This is a genomic window from Delftia sp. S65 (genome assembly GCF_016516495.1).
Classification (GTDB): Bacteria; Pseudomonadota; Gammaproteobacteria; order Burkholderiales; family Burkholderiaceae_C; genus Comamonas; species Comamonas acidovorans.
Genome location: NZ_JACVUR010000004.1, coordinates 263,808 through 281,428, shown reverse-complemented (window position 1 = coordinate 281,428; position 17,621 = coordinate 263,808). Strand labels below are relative to the sequence as shown.

General features: G+C 68.4%; 19 protein-coding genes. 2 read left to right on the top strand and 17 right to left on the bottom strand.

Annotated features, from left to right (window positions below):
* Positions 1–85: 85 nt before the first annotated feature.
* From metC to IAE24_RS06255, 10 genes are all read right to left on the bottom strand, one after another.
* On the bottom strand, positions 86–1,309 hold the full coding sequence (gene metC / locus IAE24_RS06300) for a cystathionine beta-lyase (RefSeq protein WP_097201319.1): 1,224 nt from the start codon (positions 1,307–1,309) through the stop codon (positions 86–88).
* Positions 1,306–1,977: a cysteine dioxygenase family protein gene (locus tag IAE24_RS06295; RefSeq protein WP_199959013.1), complete on the bottom strand. Its 672-nt coding sequence runs from the start codon at positions 1,975–1,977 to the stop codon at positions 1,306–1,308. Before IAE24_RS06295 ends, metC begins: the two co-directional genes overlap by 4 nt.
* A 25-nt stretch (positions 1,978–2,002) precedes the next feature.
* The gene (locus IAE24_RS06290) at positions 2,003–2,881 is read right to left on the bottom strand and encodes an amino acid ABC transporter ATP-binding protein (RefSeq protein WP_325100512.1); all 879 of its coding nucleotides are present in this window, start codon (positions 2,879–2,881) and stop codon (positions 2,003–2,005) included.
* On the bottom strand, positions 2,868–3,689 hold the full coding sequence (locus IAE24_RS06285) for an amino acid ABC transporter permease (RefSeq protein WP_199959015.1): 822 nt from the start codon (positions 3,687–3,689) through the stop codon (positions 2,868–2,870). Before IAE24_RS06285 ends, IAE24_RS06290 begins: the two co-directional genes overlap by 14 nt.
* Positions 3,679–4,428: an amino acid ABC transporter permease gene (locus IAE24_RS06280; protein ID WP_034397155.1), complete on the bottom strand. Its 750-nt coding sequence runs from the start codon at positions 4,426–4,428 to the stop codon at positions 3,679–3,681. The genes IAE24_RS06285 and IAE24_RS06280 overlap by 11 nt, the downstream gene beginning before the upstream one ends.
* On the bottom strand, positions 4,425–5,696 hold the full coding sequence (locus IAE24_RS06275) for an aminotransferase class I/II-fold pyridoxal phosphate-dependent enzyme (protein ID WP_199959023.1): 1,272 nt from the start codon (positions 5,694–5,696) through the stop codon (positions 4,425–4,427). Before IAE24_RS06275 ends, IAE24_RS06280 begins: the two co-directional genes overlap by 4 nt.
* Positions 5,693–7,258, bottom strand: a complete 1,566-nt coding sequence (locus IAE24_RS06270; RefSeq protein ID WP_199959024.1) for an FAD-binding oxidoreductase — start codon at positions 7,256–7,258, stop codon at positions 5,693–5,695. Before IAE24_RS06270 ends, IAE24_RS06275 begins: the two co-directional genes overlap by 4 nt.
* Positions 7,255–8,073, bottom strand: a complete 819-nt coding sequence (locus IAE24_RS06265; RefSeq protein ID WP_016448804.1) for a transporter substrate-binding domain-containing protein — start codon at positions 8,071–8,073, stop codon at positions 7,255–7,257. Before IAE24_RS06265 ends, IAE24_RS06270 begins: the two co-directional genes overlap by 4 nt.
* Positions 8,070–8,984, bottom strand: a complete 915-nt coding sequence (locus tag IAE24_RS06260) for a transporter substrate-binding domain-containing protein (RefSeq protein ID WP_199959026.1) — start codon at positions 8,982–8,984, stop codon at positions 8,070–8,072. The genes IAE24_RS06265 and IAE24_RS06260 overlap by 4 nt, the downstream gene beginning before the upstream one ends.
* Positions 8,985–9,086: 102 nt before the next feature.
* A complete protein-coding gene (locus tag IAE24_RS06255; RefSeq protein WP_012207562.1) occupies positions 9,087–9,947 on the bottom strand; it encodes a transporter substrate-binding domain-containing protein in 861 nt (286 codons plus the stop codon).
* A gap of 233 nt (positions 9,948–10,180) precedes the next feature.
* Here IAE24_RS06255 and IAE24_RS06250 point away from each other — a divergent pair, with 233 nt between their 5' ends.
* The gene (locus IAE24_RS06250; protein ID WP_034397148.1) at positions 10,181–10,594 is read left to right on the top strand and encodes a lysozyme inhibitor LprI family protein; all 414 of its coding nucleotides are present in this window, start codon (positions 10,181–10,183) and stop codon (positions 10,592–10,594) included.
* Between the two features lie 15 nt (positions 10,595–10,609).
* Here IAE24_RS06250 and IAE24_RS06245 read toward each other — a convergent pair whose 3' ends face one another.
* From IAE24_RS06245 to IAE24_RS06215, 7 genes are all read right to left on the bottom strand, one after another.
* Complete coding sequence (locus IAE24_RS06245) at positions 10,610–11,698, bottom strand: fimbrial protein (protein WP_233626097.1); 1,089 nt, start codon at positions 11,696–11,698, stop codon at positions 10,610–10,612.
* A 299-nt stretch (positions 11,699–11,997) separates the two neighbouring features.
* Positions 11,998–12,966, bottom strand: coding sequence for an ADP-ribosylglycohydrolase family protein (locus tag IAE24_RS06240; protein WP_325100511.1), 969 nt, complete (start codon positions 12,964–12,966; stop codon positions 11,998–12,000).
* Positions 12,963–13,544: an NADAR family protein gene (locus tag IAE24_RS06235; RefSeq protein WP_199959028.1), complete on the bottom strand. Its 582-nt coding sequence runs from the start codon at positions 13,542–13,544 to the stop codon at positions 12,963–12,965. Before IAE24_RS06235 ends, IAE24_RS06240 begins: the two co-directional genes overlap by 4 nt.
* Before the next feature lie 28 nt (positions 13,545–13,572).
* A complete protein-coding gene (locus IAE24_RS06230; protein WP_199959030.1) occupies positions 13,573–14,184 on the bottom strand; it encodes an HAD family hydrolase in 612 nt (203 codons plus the stop codon).
* A complete protein-coding gene (locus tag IAE24_RS06225; RefSeq protein WP_123691026.1) occupies positions 14,162–14,746 on the bottom strand; it encodes an RNA 2'-phosphotransferase in 585 nt (194 codons plus the stop codon). The genes IAE24_RS06230 and IAE24_RS06225 overlap by 23 nt, the downstream gene beginning before the upstream one ends.
* 56 nt (positions 14,747–14,802) lie before the next feature.
* Positions 14,803–15,735, bottom strand: a complete 933-nt coding sequence (locus IAE24_RS06220; RefSeq protein ID WP_071956866.1) for a sugar kinase — start codon at positions 15,733–15,735, stop codon at positions 14,803–14,805.
* The gene (locus IAE24_RS06215) at positions 15,722–16,795 is read right to left on the bottom strand and encodes an SPFH domain-containing protein (RefSeq protein WP_199959032.1); all 1,074 of its coding nucleotides are present in this window, start codon (positions 16,793–16,795) and stop codon (positions 15,722–15,724) included. Before IAE24_RS06215 ends, IAE24_RS06220 begins: the two co-directional genes overlap by 14 nt.
* Positions 16,796–16,882: 87 nt before the next feature.
* Between IAE24_RS06215 and IAE24_RS06210 the strand changes: the two genes are divergently transcribed.
* Positions 16,883–17,617, top strand: coding sequence for an NUDIX hydrolase (locus IAE24_RS06210; RefSeq protein WP_016448794.1), 735 nt, complete (start codon positions 16,883–16,885; stop codon positions 17,615–17,617).
* Positions 17,618–17,621: the final 4 nt, after the last annotated feature.

Sequence of the window (17,621 nt, the reverse complement as noted above, 5' to 3'; positions counted from 1 at the left end):
TTGTTGCTATCTTAGCAAACCCATCAAACGCAGCAAACGCAGCAAACGCAGCAAACGCAGCAAACGCAGCAGCCCCCAAAAAATCTCAGGCAGCCAACCTGAACCGCTCCACCACCCCCCCAAACCCCCTCTCCAGATCCGCAATCAAATCCAAAGGATCCTCCAGCCCCACATGCAGCCGCACCACAGGCGCAGTCCCCGTCCACACACTGTGCTCCCGCAGCCTCTCAGGCTGCGCCACCAGCGCCAGGCTCTCATACCCACCCCAGGAAGCCCCCTGTGCAAACTGCCGCAACGAGTCAACGAACACGGCGCCGGCACCGGCGTCCACCCCTTCGGCAAACGCGAATGACACCAGCCCGCTGGCCCCGCTGAAGTCCCGCTTCCACAGCGCATGGCCGGGATCGGAGGGCAGGGCCGGGTAGAAGACGCGGCCGACCTGGGGCTGCTGCTCCAGCCACTGCGCGATTTCGGTGGCGTGGCGCTGGTGCTGGGCCAGGCGCACGGGCAGGGTGCGCAGGCCGCGCAGTGCCAGGTAGGCGTCGTCGGCGCCTATGGTCAGGCCCAGGGCCTCGTAGGCGGTGGATATCTTCTTCGACAGCGCGGGGCCGTCGGTGATGACGATGCCCTGCATCACGTCCGAGTGGCCGGCGATGTACTTGGTCGCGGCCTGGATGGAGAGGTTGGCGCCGTGCTCCAAGGGCTGGTAGAACCAGCCGCCGCTCCAGGTGTTGTCGGTAGCCACGGCAATGCCGTGCTGGCGCGCCACGGCGGCCAGGGCGGGCAGGTCCAGCACTTCGTAGAGCAGGGAGCTGGGCGATTCCAGGTAGACCAGGCGGGTGTTGGGGCGGATCTTGCCGGCCAGATCGTCGCGCGAGGGCGAGAAGTACTCCAGCGTGATGCCCAGGCGCTGCAGCAAGGTGGCGTCCACGCGGCGCACGGGGGAGTAGACGCTGTCGGCCACCAGGGCATGGTCGCCGGGCGAGAGCAGGGCGATGAGCACCAGGGTGATGGCGGACAGGCCCGAGGGCGTGAGAAAGGCGCGGTGCCCGCCCTCCAGCGCGACCACGGCGTCTTCCAGCGCGCGGTGCGTGTCCAGGCCGTGGCGGCCATAGGAGGCCACGCGCTCGCCGGCCTCGCGGCGGTGGTGCAGGTCGGCGTAGGCGGCGCTGTCGGCAAAGCGCACGGTGCTGGTGCGCACCACGGGCACGTTGACGGGGCCGGAGCCGCCCTGCAGCGGCGGCGTGCCTGCGTGCAGCAGGCGGGTCGACGGGCCCAGGGGCCGGTGCTTGTCTTGGGGGATGCTCATGCCACGGCCTCGCTGGGACGGAAGTAGGCGGCGTTGTAGTTCTTGACTTCGCCGGTGTCGGGGTCGATGGCCACGCGGCCGCTCAGGGTTTCCAGCGGCTGGCCGTAGAGGTGGAAGTGCAGCGTGGGCTGCTCGCCCACGACGGCAATGCTGTGGATGTCATCGGGCAGGAAGGCGATGGAGGCGCCGGGCTGCACGGTGAATTCGCGCGCCAGGTGGATGCTGGCGCGTGCGGGGTTGCTGCGGTCGTCCGTGCGCTCGTAGAGGCGGTTGAGCTCCTGGCCTTCGACGGCAACGATCACGGCCCAGGTCGTGTGGTTGTGCGGCGCCGTGGTCTTGCCGGGGTTGATGGAGTTCAGGTACAGGGCCAGGCCCGCATCGCCATCGGCCGGGTTGAGGCGGTAGCGCGTGGAGGCGCCCACGCCTTCGGTCTGCGCGGGCGGGGGGAAGTCCGCGCGGCTGAACAAGGCCTTGTGCGCGGCCAGCTGCTCCAGGCGTGTGGTGATGGCCGACAGGGTGCTGCGGTCGGGCGCGCCGGCCTGCAGCAGCTGGCGCACGTCGGCCAGGGCGGCGTCCACGGCCTGGCGGCGCAGGGCGGCGGCGTCTGTATGGGTGCCTGTATCTGCGCCTGTGCCGGCCGGGGTTTCAGTCGTTGTTTCTGCGGTCATGGGGATGTGCTCCTGGAGGTGGGGATCAAAGGGCAAAGCGCAGGCTGTTGAAGGGCAGCGGCGTTGTGGCCGGGGCGGCTGGCGCAGGCCTGGACCGTGCACCATCGCCCAGGGCGCGCTGCAGGAATTCGCGCGTGCGCTCGCTGCGCGGGCTGCCGAAGATCTGGGCGGCCGGGCCGTGCTCGACGATGCGGCCGGCCTCGGTGAAATAGACCTGGTCGCTGACCTCTTCGGCAAAGCGCATTTCGTGCGTGACCAGCACGCAGGTCATGCCGTCCCTGACCAGGTCGCGGATCACGGTCAGCACCTCGCCCACGGTCTCGGGGTCCAGGGCGGAGGTCACTTCGTCGAACAGGATCAGCTCGGGCCGCATGGCCAGGGCGCGCGCAATGGCCACGCGCTGCTGCTGGCCGCCGGACAGCTCGCCGGGGTAGGCGGATTCCTTGTGGTCCAGGCGCACCTTCTGCAGCAGGGCGCGGGCCTCGCGCTCGGCCGTGGCGCGGTCGCGGCCGACCACGCGCGTGGGGGCGATGACCAGGTTCTCCAGCACCGACAGATGGGGGAACAGGTTGTACTGCTGGAAGACGAAGCCCACGCGCTTGCGCAGGGCGATCAGCTCGGCCTCGGTGCGCAGCTGGTCCACGCGCGTGCCCGCCACCGAGATGGCGCCGCGCTGGGGCCGCAGCAGGCCGGTGATGCAGCGCAGGATGGTGGACTTGCCCGAGCCCGAGGGCCCGATGATGGTCACCGCCTCGCCGCGCCGCACCTGCACGTCGATGCCCTTGAGCACCTGGTTGTCGCCAAAGGACAGGTGCACATCCTGCAGGTGGACCAGGGCGGGCGCCGTGCCTGCGGGGTCATCGGCCGTGGCGAGTTGGGAGAGAAAGGAGTCAGTGGCGTTCATGGCGTCGCTCCAATGCCCGGGTTGCCCGGGCGATGGGATAGCAATAGGCAAAGAAAAGCGCGAGCAGCGTGAAATACACAAGGATGGTGAAGTCCGTGCGTGCCACGGTGTTGCTGGCGATCTGGGCGGTGTCCACCACGTCGTGCACGCCCACCAGCGAGGCCAGCGAGGTGCTCATGGTGATGCTGGCGTAGAGGTTCATCCACGGCGGCAGCATGCGGCGCACGCACTGCGGCAGCACGATGAGGCGGAAGATCTCGCTGCGGCGAAAGGCCAGCGACTGGGCCGCCTCCCACTGCGCGCTGGGAATGGACTGGATGGCGCCCCGGAAGATCTCGGCCACGTTGGCGCTGGTGGGCAGGGCCAGGCCCAGCACCACCTTGACCCAGTCGGGGAACGGAAAGGTCCAGCCCACCAGCTTCAGCTCGAACGGGAACACATAGGTGGTGAAGTAGATGAGCACCAGGATGGGCGCATTGCGAAACAGCTGCACGTACCAGCGCACGCCCGTGCGCACGGCCGGCGTGGGCGACAGCGACAGGGCGCCCAGCACCAGGCCGGCCACGGTGCCGATGGCCACGGCCAGCACGCTGATCTCGATGTTGACCAGGAGGCCGCGCAGCAGCGCGGGCAGCCATTTCCACAGGTGCACGAAGGCGGGCGGGGCGCTGTCCGTGGCGGCCCAGCAGGCGCACAGGGCCAGCAGTGCGGCGCCTGCGATCAGCCAGGGGCTGCGCGCCGCGCGCAGCAGGGCGGCGGGCAGCGGGCGGGGCGCGCCGCCGGTGTTCAGGGTGGCTTCATTGGCCATAGCCGGGCATCCTCAGGTGTTGTTCCAGCCAGCGACCCGCCAGGCTGACCAGCCAGGTCAGCAGGCCGAACCACAGCAGGATGAGCAGCAGCAGCTCCAGCACGTTGTCGCGCTGCGACCAGATCATGATGGACTCGTAGGTCACGTCGCCCACGGCGATGGCCGAGGCCACGGCCGTCATCTTCACCAGGTCCACCAGGTTGTTGGTCAGCGAGGGCAGGGCAAAGCGCACGGCCAGCGGCAGCTGCACGCGCACCAGCAGCTGGCGCTGCGAAAAGCCCAGCGAGCGCGCCGCCTCCAGCGTGGTGGCGGGCACGGCCTCGATGCCGGCGCGCAGCGCCTCGGCATGGAACACGCCCTTGTGCAGCGAGACCACGATCACCACCCAGACAAAGGGCGTGAGCGGGTTGTTGCCCGCGCCCCAGTCGCGCAGCTGCTGGGTGATCAGCATGTTGAGCACCAGGAAGGCGCAGTACAGCTGCACCAGCGTGGGCGTGTTGCGCGTGACCTCCACAAAGGCGCGCGCAGGCCGTGCCAGCCAGGCGCGGCCCGAGGTCAGGGCCGCCGCCAGCGCCACGCCGGCCGCCAGGCTGCCGGCAATGGTCAGCAGGGCCAGCTGCACGGTCACGAACATGCCGCGCACAAAGGCCTGGCGCTCGGACACATCCAGCACGAAGGCGTAGTTCAGGCCCAGGCCCTTGAGCGCTTGCACGCCCTGGGCAAGCAGGCTGTCGTTCATGGCACGGCCTCCAGGGCAGCCGGCTGTGCATGCGCGTGCGCTTGCGCAGCGGGGTCTTTCAGCGCGGCCACGGCGCGTGCAATGCGGGCCGTGGCCTCGACCAGCACCTCGTCGCTGGCGGCGGTGGAGATGCGGAAATACGGCGACAGGCCGTAGGCCCCGCCATCCACGGCAGCCACGCCTTCGGACTCCAGCAGCCATTCGGTCAGGTCGGTGTCGCTGGCGATGGGCTGGCCGCCCGGGCGCAGGTGGCCTATCAGCGCGCCGCAGTGCACAAAGGCAAAGAACGATCCGCCCGGCGGCAGCAGGGCCAGGCCCGGCACCTGGGCCAGCGCCTGGGTGACCCGTTGCGCGCGCCGCGCATAGGCGTTGCGGGCCTGCTGCACAAAGCTCTGGTCGGGCGACTGCAGCGCCGCCGTGGCTGCGGCCTGGGCCACGGAATTGGGGCCTGACGAGGCCTGCGACTGGATCACCACCATGGCCTGCACCAGCGCGGCCGGGCCTGCGCCCCAGCCGATGCGCCAGCCGGTCATGGCATAGGTCTTGGAGACGCCGTTGACCAGCAGCGTGCGCTCGCGCAGGTCGGGGGCCACGGCCAGCCAGTGCGCGGGGGCCTGGGGCGTGAACCAGATGTGCTCGTACAGCTCGTCCAGCAGCACCAGCACCTGCGGATGAAGGCGCAGCACCTGGGCCAGGGCGGCCAGTTCCTCGCGGCTGTAGACGGCGCCCGAGGGGTTGCCCGGCGTGTTCAGCACCAGCCAGCGCGTGCGCGGCGTGATGGCGGCCTGCAGCGCGGCCGGCGTGAGCTTGAAGCCCTGCTCAATGCCGCAGTCCACGATGACCGGCGTGCCGTCGTTCACGCGCACGATGTCGGGAAACGAAGGCCAGTACGGCGCGGGAACGATGACCTCGTCACCCGCGTCCAGCGTGGCCGCCAGCGCGTTGTAGATCACCTGCTTGCCGCCGTTGCTGACGATGATCTGCCCGGCGTCGAAGTCCAGGCCGTTCTCGCGCCGGTACTTGGCGCTGATGGCCTGGCGCAGCGCGGCCGTGCCGGGCGTGGGCGTGTACTTGGTTTCGCCCCGGGCCAGGGCCGCGATGGCGGCCTGCTTGATGGGCTCGGGCGTGTCGAAATCGGGCTCGCCCGTGGTCAGCGCAATGATGTCGCGGCCCTGGCGGGCCAGGGCCGTGGCCCGCGCGCTGGCCGCGGCATTGGGCGAGAGCCTGACGCGCTGCACGCGCTGCGAAAGGGGAAAGGGCGTGGTCATGGCGTGGGGCCTTCCTGGAATGCGGCGGCTGGCGTTGGAGAAACCTGCGGCAAGTCGTGCGGCAAATCGTTCGGCAAATCGTCCGGCAGGGCTTGCAGCACCTTGCCGGGATTGAGCAGGCCCAGCGGGTCGAAGGCCTGCTTGAGACGCCGCATGAGCTGCAGCTCCACGGCGCTCTTGTAGCGGGGCAGCAGGTCGCGCTTGGTCTGGCCCACGCCGTGCTCGGCGCTGATGGAGCCGCCGTGGGCGTGCACGCTGTCGTGCACCACCTCGTGGATGGCGTCTTCCTGGGCAAACAGCTGCGCGGGCGTGCTGTCCGGCGCGTGCGAGACGTTGTAGTGCAGGTTGCCGTCGCCCAGGTGCCCGAAGGCCACGGGCCGCACGGCGCCAAAGCGCGCCTGCAGCAGCGCGGCCGTGGCCGCAAGAAAGTCGGGGATGCGCGAGATGGGCACCGACACGTCGTGCTTGATGTTGCGGCCGTCGCGCCGCTGGGCCTCGCCCAGGGCCTGGTCGCGCAGCCGCCACAGGGCCTGGCTTTGCTGCAGGCTCTCGGCAATGGCGGCATCGGTGACCAGGCCGTCCTCGAAGGCCTGGCCCACCACGCACTCGAAGCGCTGGCGCGCATGGTCCTCGCCCTCGCTGTCGGACAGCTCGATCAGCGCAAACCAGGGTGCCTTGAGCGCCAGCGGTATCGGCTGCTCGGGCACATGGCGGGCTATCAGGCCCAGTGCCGTGTCCGACATCAGCTCGAACGCCGTCAGGCTGGCACCGAAGCCCGCCCGCGCCTGGTTGAGGAAGGCCACCGCATCGCGTATGCAGCCAAAGGCCAGCAGGGCCGTGTGCTGGGCGCGGGGCAGCGGATGCAGGCGCAGCGTGGCCGCCGTGATGATGCCCAGCGTGCCTTCGCTGCCCACGTACAGGTCGCGCAGCGCATAGCCGGTGTTGTCCTTGCGCAGCCCGCGCAGGCCGTCCCAGATGTCGCCCTCGGCCGTCACCACTTCCAGGCCCAGCACCAGTTCGCGCGCGTTGCCGTAGCGCAGCACCTGGGTGCCGCCCGCGTTGGTGGACAGGTTGCCGCCAATGGTGCAGCTGCCCTCGGAGCCCAGGCTGAGGGGGAACAGCCGGTCCGCATCGCGCGCAGCCTGCTGCACATGGGCCAGCACGGCGCCGGCTTCCACGGTCAGGGTGTCGTTGTCGGTGTCGATGGCGCGCACGCGGTTCAGGCGCGCCAGCGACAGCAGCACGGCGTGGCCCGAGGCGTCGGGCGTGGCGCCGCCCATCAGCCCGGTGTTGCCGCCCTGGGCCACGATGGGCGTGCGGTGGGCGCGGCACAGGCGCACCAGCTGCGCCACCTGGGCCGTGTCGGCAGGCCGTGCCACGGCCAGGGCCTGGCCCGTGAGGCGGCCATGCTGGTCGGTCAGGTAGCCGGCCGCATCGGCACCCGTGAGCACATGGGCATCGCCCAGGGCGTGGCGCAGCGCGGTGACCAGGTCGGCGGGGCCGGTGATGTGGCCGCTGGTGTTGGTGTTGGTGCGGGTGCTGGTGCTGGTGTGGGTGCTCATGCGGGCGCCTTCCTGAACTTGTCGTGCAGCTGATGCAGCAGCGGCGTGGGCGTCATGCCGTTGCGCTGCTCCACCTCGATCAGCCAGCCCGTGCGGTGCCAGTCCTGCACGATGCGGTCGATGGCCGCCTGCGTGTCGGACTCGCCCTTGCGCAGCCAGATCACCGAGGGCGAAGGAATGATGTCCGCGGGCGAGACGATCTCGTAGTCCTTCCAGTCCGCATTGCTGGCCACGAGTTCGCGCAGCGTGGGGCTGACATGCACGGCGGCCGCGCAGTTGCCGCCCTTGAGGGCCAGCAGCGACTCGGGCTGGCCCCGGAAGGCCTTGATCTGGGCGCCGTATTGATCGGCCAGCGGCTTGGTGAAATTGCTGCCCTGCGACACGCACACGGGCTTGCCGCGCAGGTCGTCCCACTGGCGCACGCCGCTGCCCTTCTTGGCGATGGCGGCGCCGCCGACTTCCTCGAACGGCGTGGGCACGAAGGACAGGATCTCGCTGCGCTCCTGCGTCCACTGCATGTTGGCGATCAGGATGTCCACCTTGCCCTGCTGCAGGAACTGCACGCGGTTGGACGGCTGGACCTGCACGGTCTCCACCCCCACGCCCAGGCCCTTGGCCACGCCTTCGGACAGCTGCACGTTGTAGCCCACGTGCCTTTGCGTGACGGGGTCGATGGTGCCGAACGGCGGCCCCGAAAGCATCACGCCCACCACGATCTTGCCGCGCTGCTTGATGCGGTCCAGCGTGGCGTCGGCATGGGCTGCCAGGGCCGTGAGGGCGAGCAGGGCCGCCAGTGCGGTGCGGGTCGGCTTCATGGCCTGGCTCCCTTGACGGCGGCCTGGGTTGCCTGCGCATCGGCTTGTGCTGCCGCATACACCGCGAAGTCGTAGGGCGCGCGGTCGAACTGGCCCTTCAGCGCGCGTTCGTGGCGCTCGGCGATCCAGGTGTCGGGCACGCCGCTGGCGCGGGCCACCTTGAGCAGAAAGCCCGTGCGGTGCCAGTCCTGGATGGCCTTGTCCACGAAGGCCTGGGTGTCGGCCTCGCCGCGGCGCGTCCACACCACGGTGGGCGAGGGAATCAACTGGTCCTGCGTGCCCAGCTCGAAGTCCTTCCACTCGGCTGCATTCGGGCCGGTGAGCTTTTCATAGAGCGCGGGCTGGATATGGACCGAAGCCGCGCAGGTGCCGCCCTTGAGCGCCAGCAGCGACTCGGGAATGCCGCGCAGGCCCTTGACCACGGCGCCATAGCTCTCGGCCAGGGGCTTGGCGAAGTTGCTGCCCTGCGACACGCAGGCCACCTTGCCGCGCAGGTCTTCCCAGCGCTTGATGCCGCTGGCCTTGGCCACCAGGGCGCCGCCGCCGATCAGGTCATAGGGCGTGGGCGCGAACGAGAGGATCTCGCTGCGCTCCTGCGTCCACTGGATGTTGGCGATCAACAGGTCCACCTTGCCGCTTTGCAGGAACTGCACGCGCGTGGAGGCCGTCACGGGAACCGTCTCCAGAGGCACGCCCAGGCGGCGCGCGATGTCGGCGGCCAGCTCGGTCTGGTAGCCGCCGGTCTTGCCGGTGGCGGGGTCCAGCACGCCGAACGGCGGGCTGGCGCCGTCGATGCCCACGGACAGCTTGCCGCGTTGCTTGATCTTGTCCAGCGTGGCATCGGCGTGGGCGGCACCGGCGCCCAGCAGCAGGGCCAGGGCGGCGGCAAGGGGGGAAAGAAGGCGGGGCATGCGTGAATCCATCAGGGAACGGAAGGCCCGGCCCCGTCTTGCGGGGCCTGGGCCTGGGTGGTCGGAAAAAAAGCAGGGGTGGACCGCCGTGGCGGTCGGCGGTCAGCTGGCGGACTTGAACTTGGCCTGCAGCTCGGGCAGCAGCGGGTTGGCCGGCTCTATGCCCACGCGCTTTTCGGCGGCGATCAGCCAGCCCGTGCGGTGCCAGTCCTGCACCACCTTGTCCACGGCGGCGATGGTGTCGGCCTCGCCCTTGCGGGTCCAGACCACGGAAGGCGCGGGCAGCACCTCGCCGGCGATGGGGGCCGAGTACTGCGCCCATTCGGGGTTGCTGCGCAGCAGCGGGTAGATCAGCGTGCTGTCATGCACGGCGGCCACGCAGTTGCCGCCCTTGAGCGCCAGCAGCGAGTCCGACGAGCTCTTGTAGCCATGCACCTGGGCGCCGTACTCGCTGGCCAGCGGCTTGGCAAAACTGCTGCCCTGGGACACGCACACGGGCTTGCCGCGCAGGTCTTCCCACCTGGCGATGCCGCTGCCCTTGCGCACGGCGGCAATGCCGCCCACGCGGTAGAAAGGCGTGGGCGCGTAGCCCAGGGTCTCGGCACGGTCGGGGTTCAGCTCCATGGAGGCGATCAGCAGATCCACCTTGCCGGCCTGCAGAAACTGCACGCGCGTGGCGGTCTGCACCTGGACCAGCTCGGCCTCCACGCCCAGGCCCTTGGCCAGGGCGCGTGCCAGCTCGGGGTTCCAGCCCACGAGCTGCTGGGTGGACGGGTCGATGGAGCCGAAGGGCCCGCCATTGACCAGCACGCCAATGGTGACCTTGCCGCGCTGCTTGATCTTGTCCAGCGTGGCATCGGCCCGGGCCTGGGTGCAGGCCAGGGCCAGCGCGGCGGCGATGAAGGTCAGGGATGCGGAAAGGGTGGCGCGGGGCTGGCGGCGCAGGGTGGGGCTTGTGTGCATGGCGGGAGCGGGGGAGCGGGGAATAACAGGGCCAACGAAAGATGCGTACGCCTGCATCTTCTGGCCGCCCTTGACCCACGGCAACAAAGCTTTGGGAGCATGTTTATGCACTTTGCGTCGCTGCATCAGGGTGATCACCAGGGGAATGTGGGCCCGAGGCAGGGCGGGTCGATGGTGTAATCGCGACGGCCGGGGTGCTGCGCTCACCGGCACCTCCCAGCGAGCCCTCTTCCATGCACCAAGCCCTAGCGTCCCTACTCGCCCCTCTCGCCTGCGCCGCCCTGCTGTGTGCCAGCCCCGTGGCCTGGGCCGCCAATCCCACCAGCTCGGGCAATTGCGAGGAAAGCTCCACCAACATGTCCGAGGTGCGCGCCTGCCTGCACGAGCAGAACGTGGCCATGGTCAAGGCCGCCTACGCCTCGCTGTCGCTCAAGCTCAAGGCCCGCATGCCCCAGGCGTCGGAAGAGCTGGAAGTGGCGCAGAGGAACTGGGTGCAGTACGCACGCAGTGCCTGCGAGTTCCTCTCTGAATTCAATTCCGCCAGCTTTGCCAAGGACGATGCGCGCGCCAACTGCTGGAGCGACTTCGCCCGCGCCCGCACCAAGCAGCTCAAGTCCTGGGAAATGCAGCTGGACAAGAAGCCCTGAGGGCGGGGACGCTGCTCACTGGTAGTTCAGCGTGAAGGTGGCCCTGCCGTTGGCCTGCCCCGTCGTGACTGCCGCAGCGGTCTGCACGTATTTGGCAGTCAGCGGGATCTTGAACTGGGCAACGCCCTGGACGATGGTTCCCGCACTCCATTGGTTGGTGTTGCCAGGCACGTTGGAGTCCGGGCCGTATCCGAGTGCGGTGCCATCCTTCAGTATCTGTATGCCTATTCCGGTGGCAACTGGCTTGCCGTCTGGCGCGGTCTGGCTCAAGGTCAGGACGGTGCTCTGATTGCTGGTGTCATTGGCATCGGTGAGCGTGATGTGGGGGCGCAGAACGCTTTCGGGCGCGCCGCCCTTGCATTCCAGCGTGATGTCGAAGTGCTGGGGGATGGAGGTGGATTGGAGGCCCGTGAATCGCAGGATGGGCACAGCGCCCATGGGTACGGAGATGGTCGAGGCGGCCACCGAGCAGGAGGGACCGACCACCACCCTGGTGCGGCCGGACAGGTTGACGTTTCCTGCGGTGCAGCTGGGGCACTGGAATCGCATATCGACGTTCATCCCGGAGCCCGTTAGCACGCCAGCGGAAACGCTGCCGGTTTTCACCAGCTCGATCCAGACATCCTGGGTGGATGAAGCATTCCAGAAATAACCCAGCGCGCCAGAATGATTTTCTGATTCGGTGGTAATGGGCATGGTTCTGCCACTGGGAGCGCTGGGCCCGCGCCATGTTGCCCACCAGCGGATTCCAATGCCGGGAATATTGGTGCTGTAGACATTATTGTATCCGGGCGTCTTGTTTCCGGATTGAACATTGGCGGCTACAACAGCTTTGGAAACATCGTACTCGAATGCCGTGTTCAGCACTGCTCGAAGATGAAATACGGTTGCCGTAGACTTCCATAGCGTCGATCCGTTGGAGTAATTTCCGGGTACTGTTATTTCCTCGGGCAGTGAAATGCTGGAGCTGGTGGGGGAGAATACGCCCCCGGCAAAGGCATTGGTGTTCATCGTTGCCGCTGAAAAGGCGATGAGAAATGGAAGGGCGATCAATGCAAGGCGGCGTACTTGCGAGAAAAATGAGGGAATGAAAGAAGAATGCATGATACTGATTCGCTCCATTGCTGAAGTATGATTCTCGAAAATATCACGCAATAGTTTTATTGAACTTTTGAGTGAATAATGAGGGGCTGGAAATGAAAGCATCGAATCATTCGATGGGTGGCCTCTTTAGTATTTCGCACTCTACGCCGAAGATATGAGGTGATGCAATCAGACTGCTCTGATAATGGAGCGTGGCTCAGTCAAAAGCCGCCCATGCACGCCATTCGTAAAGAGCAAGGCCCGCGTGTCACGGAGCTCGGGTGCGTGGAGGTTGCGCAGACAAGCCTGGTCCAGTCCGCTCAGTTGCTGAGAGGTGCGGTCGGAGAAGCGTCACTGGCACCTCTGGCGGCTTGCCAGAGCGCATCGGCCAGGGCTGTGATCTCAGGGGCCAGGTGCAGGCGTTCCAGCCAGCGGTCCGCAATGCCGCTGGCGCCGTGGAGGGCTCCTGCCAACTGGCCCGTGATGGCTGCCGTGGTGTCGGCGTCATCGCCCAGGTTGGCGGCCTGCAGTACCGCGCCTTCAAAGCTGTCATGCCTCGCAAAGCACCACAGGGCCGCCTCCAGGCTGTCCACCACGTAGCCGCTGCCGCGAATCTGTGCGGCCGGCTTGTCGCGATAGTCGCCACGGGCAATCTCCCGCAGGCGCGGGCTGGCGCCGTCTGGCAGAACGCCGCCCAGGTCCAGAACCTGCGACCGGGGCAGTCCCTGCAGTGCCCGGCACAGCGCCACGGCGAACAGGCGGCAGGCCTGCAGGCATTCAGGTGCCGCGTGGGTGGTGCGTGAGCTGAGTTCAGCCATGCGCTGCACCAGGTCCTCGTCGGGGCCGAAGAACATGGGCACGGGCGCCAGCCGCATCAGGGAGCCGTTGCCGGCCTGGTCCGGGTCGGGCGACCCGGCCAGCGGATCGCCGGTGGCCAGGAAGCGCTGGATGGCCGTCCTGGTGGCCATGCCGATGTCAAAGCAGTTGCCGGTGGAACTCCAGTACCCCCATTCGTACCAGTTGGCATAGCGCGTCATCTGGTCCTGCGGGTCGCAGCCGCCGCGCTGGAGCAGGCTTTCGGCCAGGCACAGGGCCATGGAGGTATCGTCGGTCCACTTGCCTGCGGGCAGCGAGAACGGGCCGCCGCCGACCATGTCGGTCAGCGGCGCAAAGCTGCCGCGCGGCTGGAATTCCAGCGTCGTTCCCACGGCGTCGCCACAGGCCAGGCCCAGCAGGGCACCACGGTATCGGTCCAGCGTGTCCATGGCCATGCCCGTGCTCGCGCTCATGGTCGGTCAGGAGCGGTGCTGCGCAGCCGCGCGCGCACCTGCATGAGGGCAAAGCCCAGCAGGTTCAGGCCCTGCCAGCGCGCGGGGTCGGTGGCGCGCACGTCGTCGGCGGCCAGGCCGATGCCCCAGATGGCGTCCACGGGGCTGGCTTCCACCAGAATCCGGTCGCCCGTGTTCAGCAGATAGCTGGCCAGGGCCGGGTTCTGGGAGAACTTGGCCTCGTTGGCGCGCACCACGATGCCCATGCGCGCGGCCACCCAGGCCGCTTCATCGAAGCCCTGGATGCCACGCCCCAGCTTCTTGGCCTCGCCCGGCGTGCGGCAGCGCACGATGGCCGCGTGCGCCGCCTCGTCGCCAAACAGCCGTGCCTTGCCCGCCATCATGAAATGCTCGGCCGTGGGGTAGTGCTGGCCATCGACCTCGAAGCCCGCCTCGAACCACTGGCTCATGCAGGTCTTGCCGATGGAGCCATCGGCCGCTGGCTGGTGGCCCCAGAACGGCAGGAGGCGCGGGGTGAGGCCCTGGGCCATGGCGTTCTGGAGGTCTTGCAGGGAGGCGATGTGGTCTGTCGTAGTCATGGGCTGTCTCGTTGCCGTGTGTGCCGTTTCAGGAATGCGATGGAGCTTGCTGCAGCCACCACTGGCTGAAGGCCATCAGGTCTGCGTGCTGCGAGTGGGCGTGGACCAGGTCCGGCCCGGTGTTGGGCGTGCCGTTCGGGCCGCGGCACACCAGGGCCGCGTGAATGCCCGGGCCAATGTCCCGGAGGTAGGGCAGATAGTCGTCCACGAAGGCGACCGGGCCGAGCCGCTGCAGGGCGTCTGCCTTGGGGCTGCGCAGGCCGGTGGTCCGGCCCGTGGCGATCACGCGGTCGATGGGAAAGCCGAGGTCGCGCAGGTTGCCCAGGCGGGCCTGCTCGAAGTGCGCCGCCAGGGCCGTCACGCAGACCAGTTCGTAGCCAGCGCCCTGCAGGTCTTGGCAGGCCTGCAAGGCATTGCCCAGCGCGGGAATGCTGCGCCAGAAGTCGTCGTCCATGCAGGCCCTGAACTGTTGCAGGCGCTCGCCGTCCAGCGCCTGCACGGCCCAGCGGTCCATGGCCCAGTAGGCATGGGGGTCGGCCTCGGCGGGGCGCTGGCCGAACGCGCGCTCCCAGGCACCGGCATAGGCGCGGTTGTAGTCCAGCAGCACGCCATCGGCGTCAAGGGCAATGATGGGTTTCATCGTGTTCCTCTTCGGCCAGCACGCGCAGGTAGTGCGGTGCCACGCTGTCCGTGAGCCAGACGCCGTTGTCCGAGCGGTAGAACAGGCAGGCATCGGCATGCATGCGCGCCGCATCGATCTCCAGCAGCACCAACCGGCCATAGCGCTGGCCCACGGAGCGGGCCGTGGCCAGGTTGTCGGTCAGGTGCACGTGGTGGCGGTTGCGCCGGTCCAGGCCGGTGCGCAGGATGGAGTCCAGAAAGCGCGTGGCCGTGCCATGGTAGAGGCGCTGCGGCGGCACGCTGGCCTGCAGGCCCAGGTCGATCTGCACGGAATGCCCCTGGCTGGCGCGGATGCGCAGGCCGTCGGCGCTGATGGCAAAGCGCTGCTTGGGGCAGCTTTGCACCACCTCCATCAGCAGTGCGGGTGAGATGTTGCGGCCGGCCGCCTGGGCGCCGCGCAGCAATGCGTCGATGGAGACCCAGCCCTGGGCGTCGAGGGCGAGCCCGGCGCGGCCGGGGTTGTGGCGCAGGACCAGGCTCATGAATTTGCTGGTCGATGTCAGTGTGTTCTTGTTGTTCATACGGTCCATTTCCATGGATTTTCTTGTTGTGTTGATGATTGTCCGTGCTTCGGGCTTCACACCACCAGGCAGCCCTGCCGGTCCGACAGGCCGATGGTGGCCTGCATGCCCGCCGTGAACTGCAGGTAGTCGGCCTCCATGCCGTCCGAGAAGATGACGCCATGGTCGGGCATGCGCGAGCGCAGGGTCAGCGGCTGGCCGGCGGTGACCTGGCCGTAGACCAGTTCGGCCGTGGAGGAGCGGCTGGGAAAGGGCTCGCGCACGGCGAAGTCCAGGCGTGGCGCATCCCAGGCGAAGGGCTGGTAGTCGAAGTCGGTGGACGCGCCGCGCACGGCGCGGGCAATGCCCATCGATCCCGTGACGATGCTCTTGATCCATGCGGACGAGCCCAGCCCCGTGGCGACGATGAGACCGGAGGACGACTGGGATTCGCGCCGCTCGCCCAGCGTGATGTCGTACAGGGCCGAGGTATGGCTGCGCGGGCCGATGAACAGGTCGTTGGCGGCGCGCAGCACCTGGCCGTCGCTCAGGCGCGCTTCGGCCAGGGTGACGGCGCGCGTGGGGCGGCGGTTGGCGGCCACGTCGCCCAGCAGGGCGGCCAGGTCGGCGGGGGCGAAGGGCAGCAGCAGGCCGTCCCAGCGCGCGGGCTCGGGGTTGACGCCGATGAGCGGCTGGCCGTCCAGGTATTTCATGGTGTTGGCCACCATGCCGTCCTGGCCCAGTGCCACCACGATGTCGTCGGCGCCGAAGACGAAGTTGGGCACCAGGGCGCGGTCCACGATCTGGTAGCGGCCGCGCGCCTCCAGCGCCTGCACCACGGCCTGCAGGGCGGCGGCGTAGGCGGCGCTTTCGCGCAGGTAGTCGCCGAAGTCGGCGCCCAGGTGCTCGATGTAGAAGCGCGCCTGGGACAGCGTGTGGTACCTGGCCACCAGCTCATCGAGCCGCGTGCGCCGCACCACCAGCACGGTCTTGCGTTCATTGGCGTTCACGGCGGCTCCTTGCGGGCTCGGGATCGGGCACGGCGGCTGCATGGCCTGCACCGGCTCCCATGAGCGACTGCAGCAGCTCGGGCGAGACGTTGAGCTGGCCGATGCGCTCGGCCTTCTCGGCAATGCCGCCAAAGGCCTGGGCGATGAGCTGGCCCGGCTGCATGCCCACGGCGGCCAGCGATTGCACGATGCGCGGATCGGCCTTTTCCAGGGCCTGCATGACGGCGCCCACGCGGTAGGCCTCGGCCTCGGCCAGGGTGCGGCTGTTGGCGGCCTGGCCTTCGACGAAGTCGCGGCGGCTGGTCTCCAGCGCCACGTCTGCAGACATCTGTTCGGCGCGCAGCTCGTTTTCCTTGCGCATCTGGGCGGCCTTGGCTTCCAGCTGGGCCTCGCGGATCTGGCGCTTTTTCTTTTCCACGGCCACGTCGGTATCGAGCTCGTTCTGGCGGATGGCGCGCTCGTTTTCCACGGCAGCCATGCGGCGGGCATAGACGGCGTCGTCGGCAGCCTTGAGGTTGGATTCGCGCGCCTCGGCTTCCAGGGCGCGGGCGATGTCGGGCGTGGGTTTGACGGCCATGACCGAGACGCCCAGGATCTCCAGCCCCAGCGCCTCGATCTCGGGCTGGGCGGCCAGCTCCTGCTGGGCCGTGCGCGCAATGAGCGCCGAGGAGCGCAGCGCCTGCTTGAGGTCCAGCGCCTGCACGGCCTGCTGGATGATGACCTCGGCCTGCATGGTCACGCGGTCGCCCAGGCGCTGCGGGTCTTCGGACAGGTATTTTTGGCCGTCGCGCGCCAGGGAGAAGTCCATCAGCGTGGCGGTCTGGCGCGGTGTGCTGATGCGGTAGGTGACCTGGCCCTGCACGGTGACGCTCTGGAAGTCGGCCGTCACCAGCTCCAGCATGAAGTGGCAGTCCTGGCTGCCCACGGGCACCGCGACCAGGGTGGTGGTGGGCGCGTAGTAGAAGAAGGACTGGCCCGCACCCTCGCGCACCACCTTGCCGGCGCGGAACTGCATGAGGTGGACCGTGGGTTGGGACTTGATGAAACGGATGCCGAACATGGTGCTTCTCCTTTAAGTTGCTCTGTGCAACTTGTATGGGTTGCATAGTGCAACTTAAAATCCGGCACGTCAAGCACAATCCATCCCATGGCTGAAAAAAATTCCCCATCCCCGCAGGGCGCGCTGGACTTCCCGCGCCCGTTCACCACGGTGGACGTGGTCATCTTCACGGTGGCAGACGATGCCCTGCAGGTGCTGCTGGTGCAGCGCCCCACGGCGGGCAGCGAGCCGTTTCCGGGGCTGTGGGCGCTGCCCGGCGGCTTTGTGGATGTGCGCCAGGACGCAGACCTGCTGGCCTGCGCGCGGCGCAAGCTGCTGGACAAGACGGGTGTGGACAGCCCCTACCTGGAGCAGCTGGGAAGCTGGGGCGGCGCGGCGCGCGACCCGCGTGGCTGGTCGGCCACGCATGTGTATTTCGCGCTGATCCCGGGCCACGACCTGATCCTGGCCAAGGGCGCGAATGCGGCCGATGTGTCGTGGTTTGCCGTCGATGAACTGCTGCGCGCGCCTGCGCTGGCCTTCGACCACGGCGAGATCCTGCGCGCAGCGGTGGAGCGGCTGCGGGGCAAGGTGGAATACACCTCGCTGCCGGCCTTTCTGCTGCCCGAGCCTTTCACGCTGCCGCAGCTCCAGCAGGCCTACGAGGTGGTGCTGGGCCGCCCTGTGGACAAGAGCGGTTTTCGCACGCGCATGATGGCGGCCGGCTTTCTGGTCGAGGCCGGCCAGGTGGAGGGCACGTCACGCCGCCCGGCCATGGGCTACCGCCTGGCCGACCGCAGCGCGCCCGTGGTGTTTCCGCGCACCTTCAGCCCGCGCGGGTGAGGGC

What these genes read in the sequence shown, in the direction of transcription:
- metC (WP_097201319.1), bottom strand. Translation starts at nt 1,309, where the DNA reads ATGAGCATCCCCCAAGACAAGCACCGGCCCCTGGGCCCGTCGACCCGC.
- IAE24_RS06295 (WP_199959013.1), bottom strand. Translation starts at nt 1,977, where the DNA reads ATGACCGCAGAAACAACGACTGAAACCCCGGCCGGCACAGGCGCAGAT.
- IAE24_RS06290 (WP_325100512.1), bottom strand. Translation starts at nt 2,881, where the DNA reads ATGAACGCCACTGACTCCTTTCTCTCCCAACTCGCCACGGCCGATGAC.
- IAE24_RS06285 (WP_199959015.1), bottom strand. Translation starts at nt 3,689, where the DNA reads ATGGCCAATGAAGCCACCCTGAACACCGGCGGCGCGCCCCGCCCGCTG.
- IAE24_RS06280 (WP_034397155.1), bottom strand. Translation starts at nt 4,428, where the DNA reads ATGAACGACAGCCTGCTTGCCCAGGGCGTGCAAGCGCTCAAGGGCCTG.
- IAE24_RS06275 (WP_199959023.1), bottom strand. Translation starts at nt 5,696, where the DNA reads ATGACCACGCCCTTTCCCCTTTCGCAGCGCGTGCAGCGCGTCAGGCTC.
- IAE24_RS06270 (WP_199959024.1), bottom strand. Translation starts at nt 7,258, where the DNA reads ATGAGCACCCACACCAGCACCAGCACCCGCACCAACACCAACACCAGC.
- IAE24_RS06265 (WP_016448804.1), bottom strand. Translation starts at nt 8,073, where the DNA reads ATGAAGCCGACCCGCACCGCACTGGCGGCCCTGCTCGCCCTCACGGCC.
- IAE24_RS06260 (WP_199959026.1), bottom strand. Translation starts at nt 8,984, where the DNA reads ATGCCCCGCCTTCTTTCCCCCCTTGCCGCCGCCCTGGCCCTGCTGCTG.
- IAE24_RS06255 (WP_012207562.1), bottom strand. Translation starts at nt 9,947, where the DNA reads ATGCACACAAGCCCCACCCTGCGCCGCCAGCCCCGCGCCACCCTTTCC.
- IAE24_RS06250 (WP_034397148.1), top strand. Translation starts at nt 10,181, where the DNA reads ATGCACCAAGCCCTAGCGTCCCTACTCGCCCCTCTCGCCTGCGCCGCC.
- IAE24_RS06245 (WP_233626097.1), bottom strand. Translation starts at nt 11,698, where the DNA reads ATGCATTCTTCTTTCATTCCCTCATTTTTCTCGCAAGTACGCCGCCTT.
- IAE24_RS06240 (WP_325100511.1), bottom strand. Translation starts at nt 12,966, where the DNA reads ATGAGCGCGAGCACGGGCATGGCCATGGACACGCTGGACCGATACCGT.
- IAE24_RS06235 (WP_199959028.1), bottom strand. Translation starts at nt 13,544, where the DNA reads ATGACTACGACAGACCACATCGCCTCCCTGCAAGACCTCCAGAACGCC.
- IAE24_RS06230 (WP_199959030.1), bottom strand. Translation starts at nt 14,184, where the DNA reads ATGAAACCCATCATTGCCCTTGACGCCGATGGCGTGCTGCTGGACTAC.
- IAE24_RS06225 (WP_123691026.1), bottom strand. Translation starts at nt 14,746, where the DNA reads ATGAACAACAAGAACACACTGACATCGACCAGCAAATTCATGAGCCTG.
- IAE24_RS06215 (WP_199959032.1), bottom strand. Translation starts at nt 16,795, where the DNA reads ATGTTCGGCATCCGTTTCATCAAGTCCCAACCCACGGTCCACCTCATG.
- IAE24_RS06210 (WP_016448794.1), top strand. Translation starts at nt 16,883, where the DNA reads ATGGCTGAAAAAAATTCCCCATCCCCGCAGGGCGCGCTGGACTTCCCG.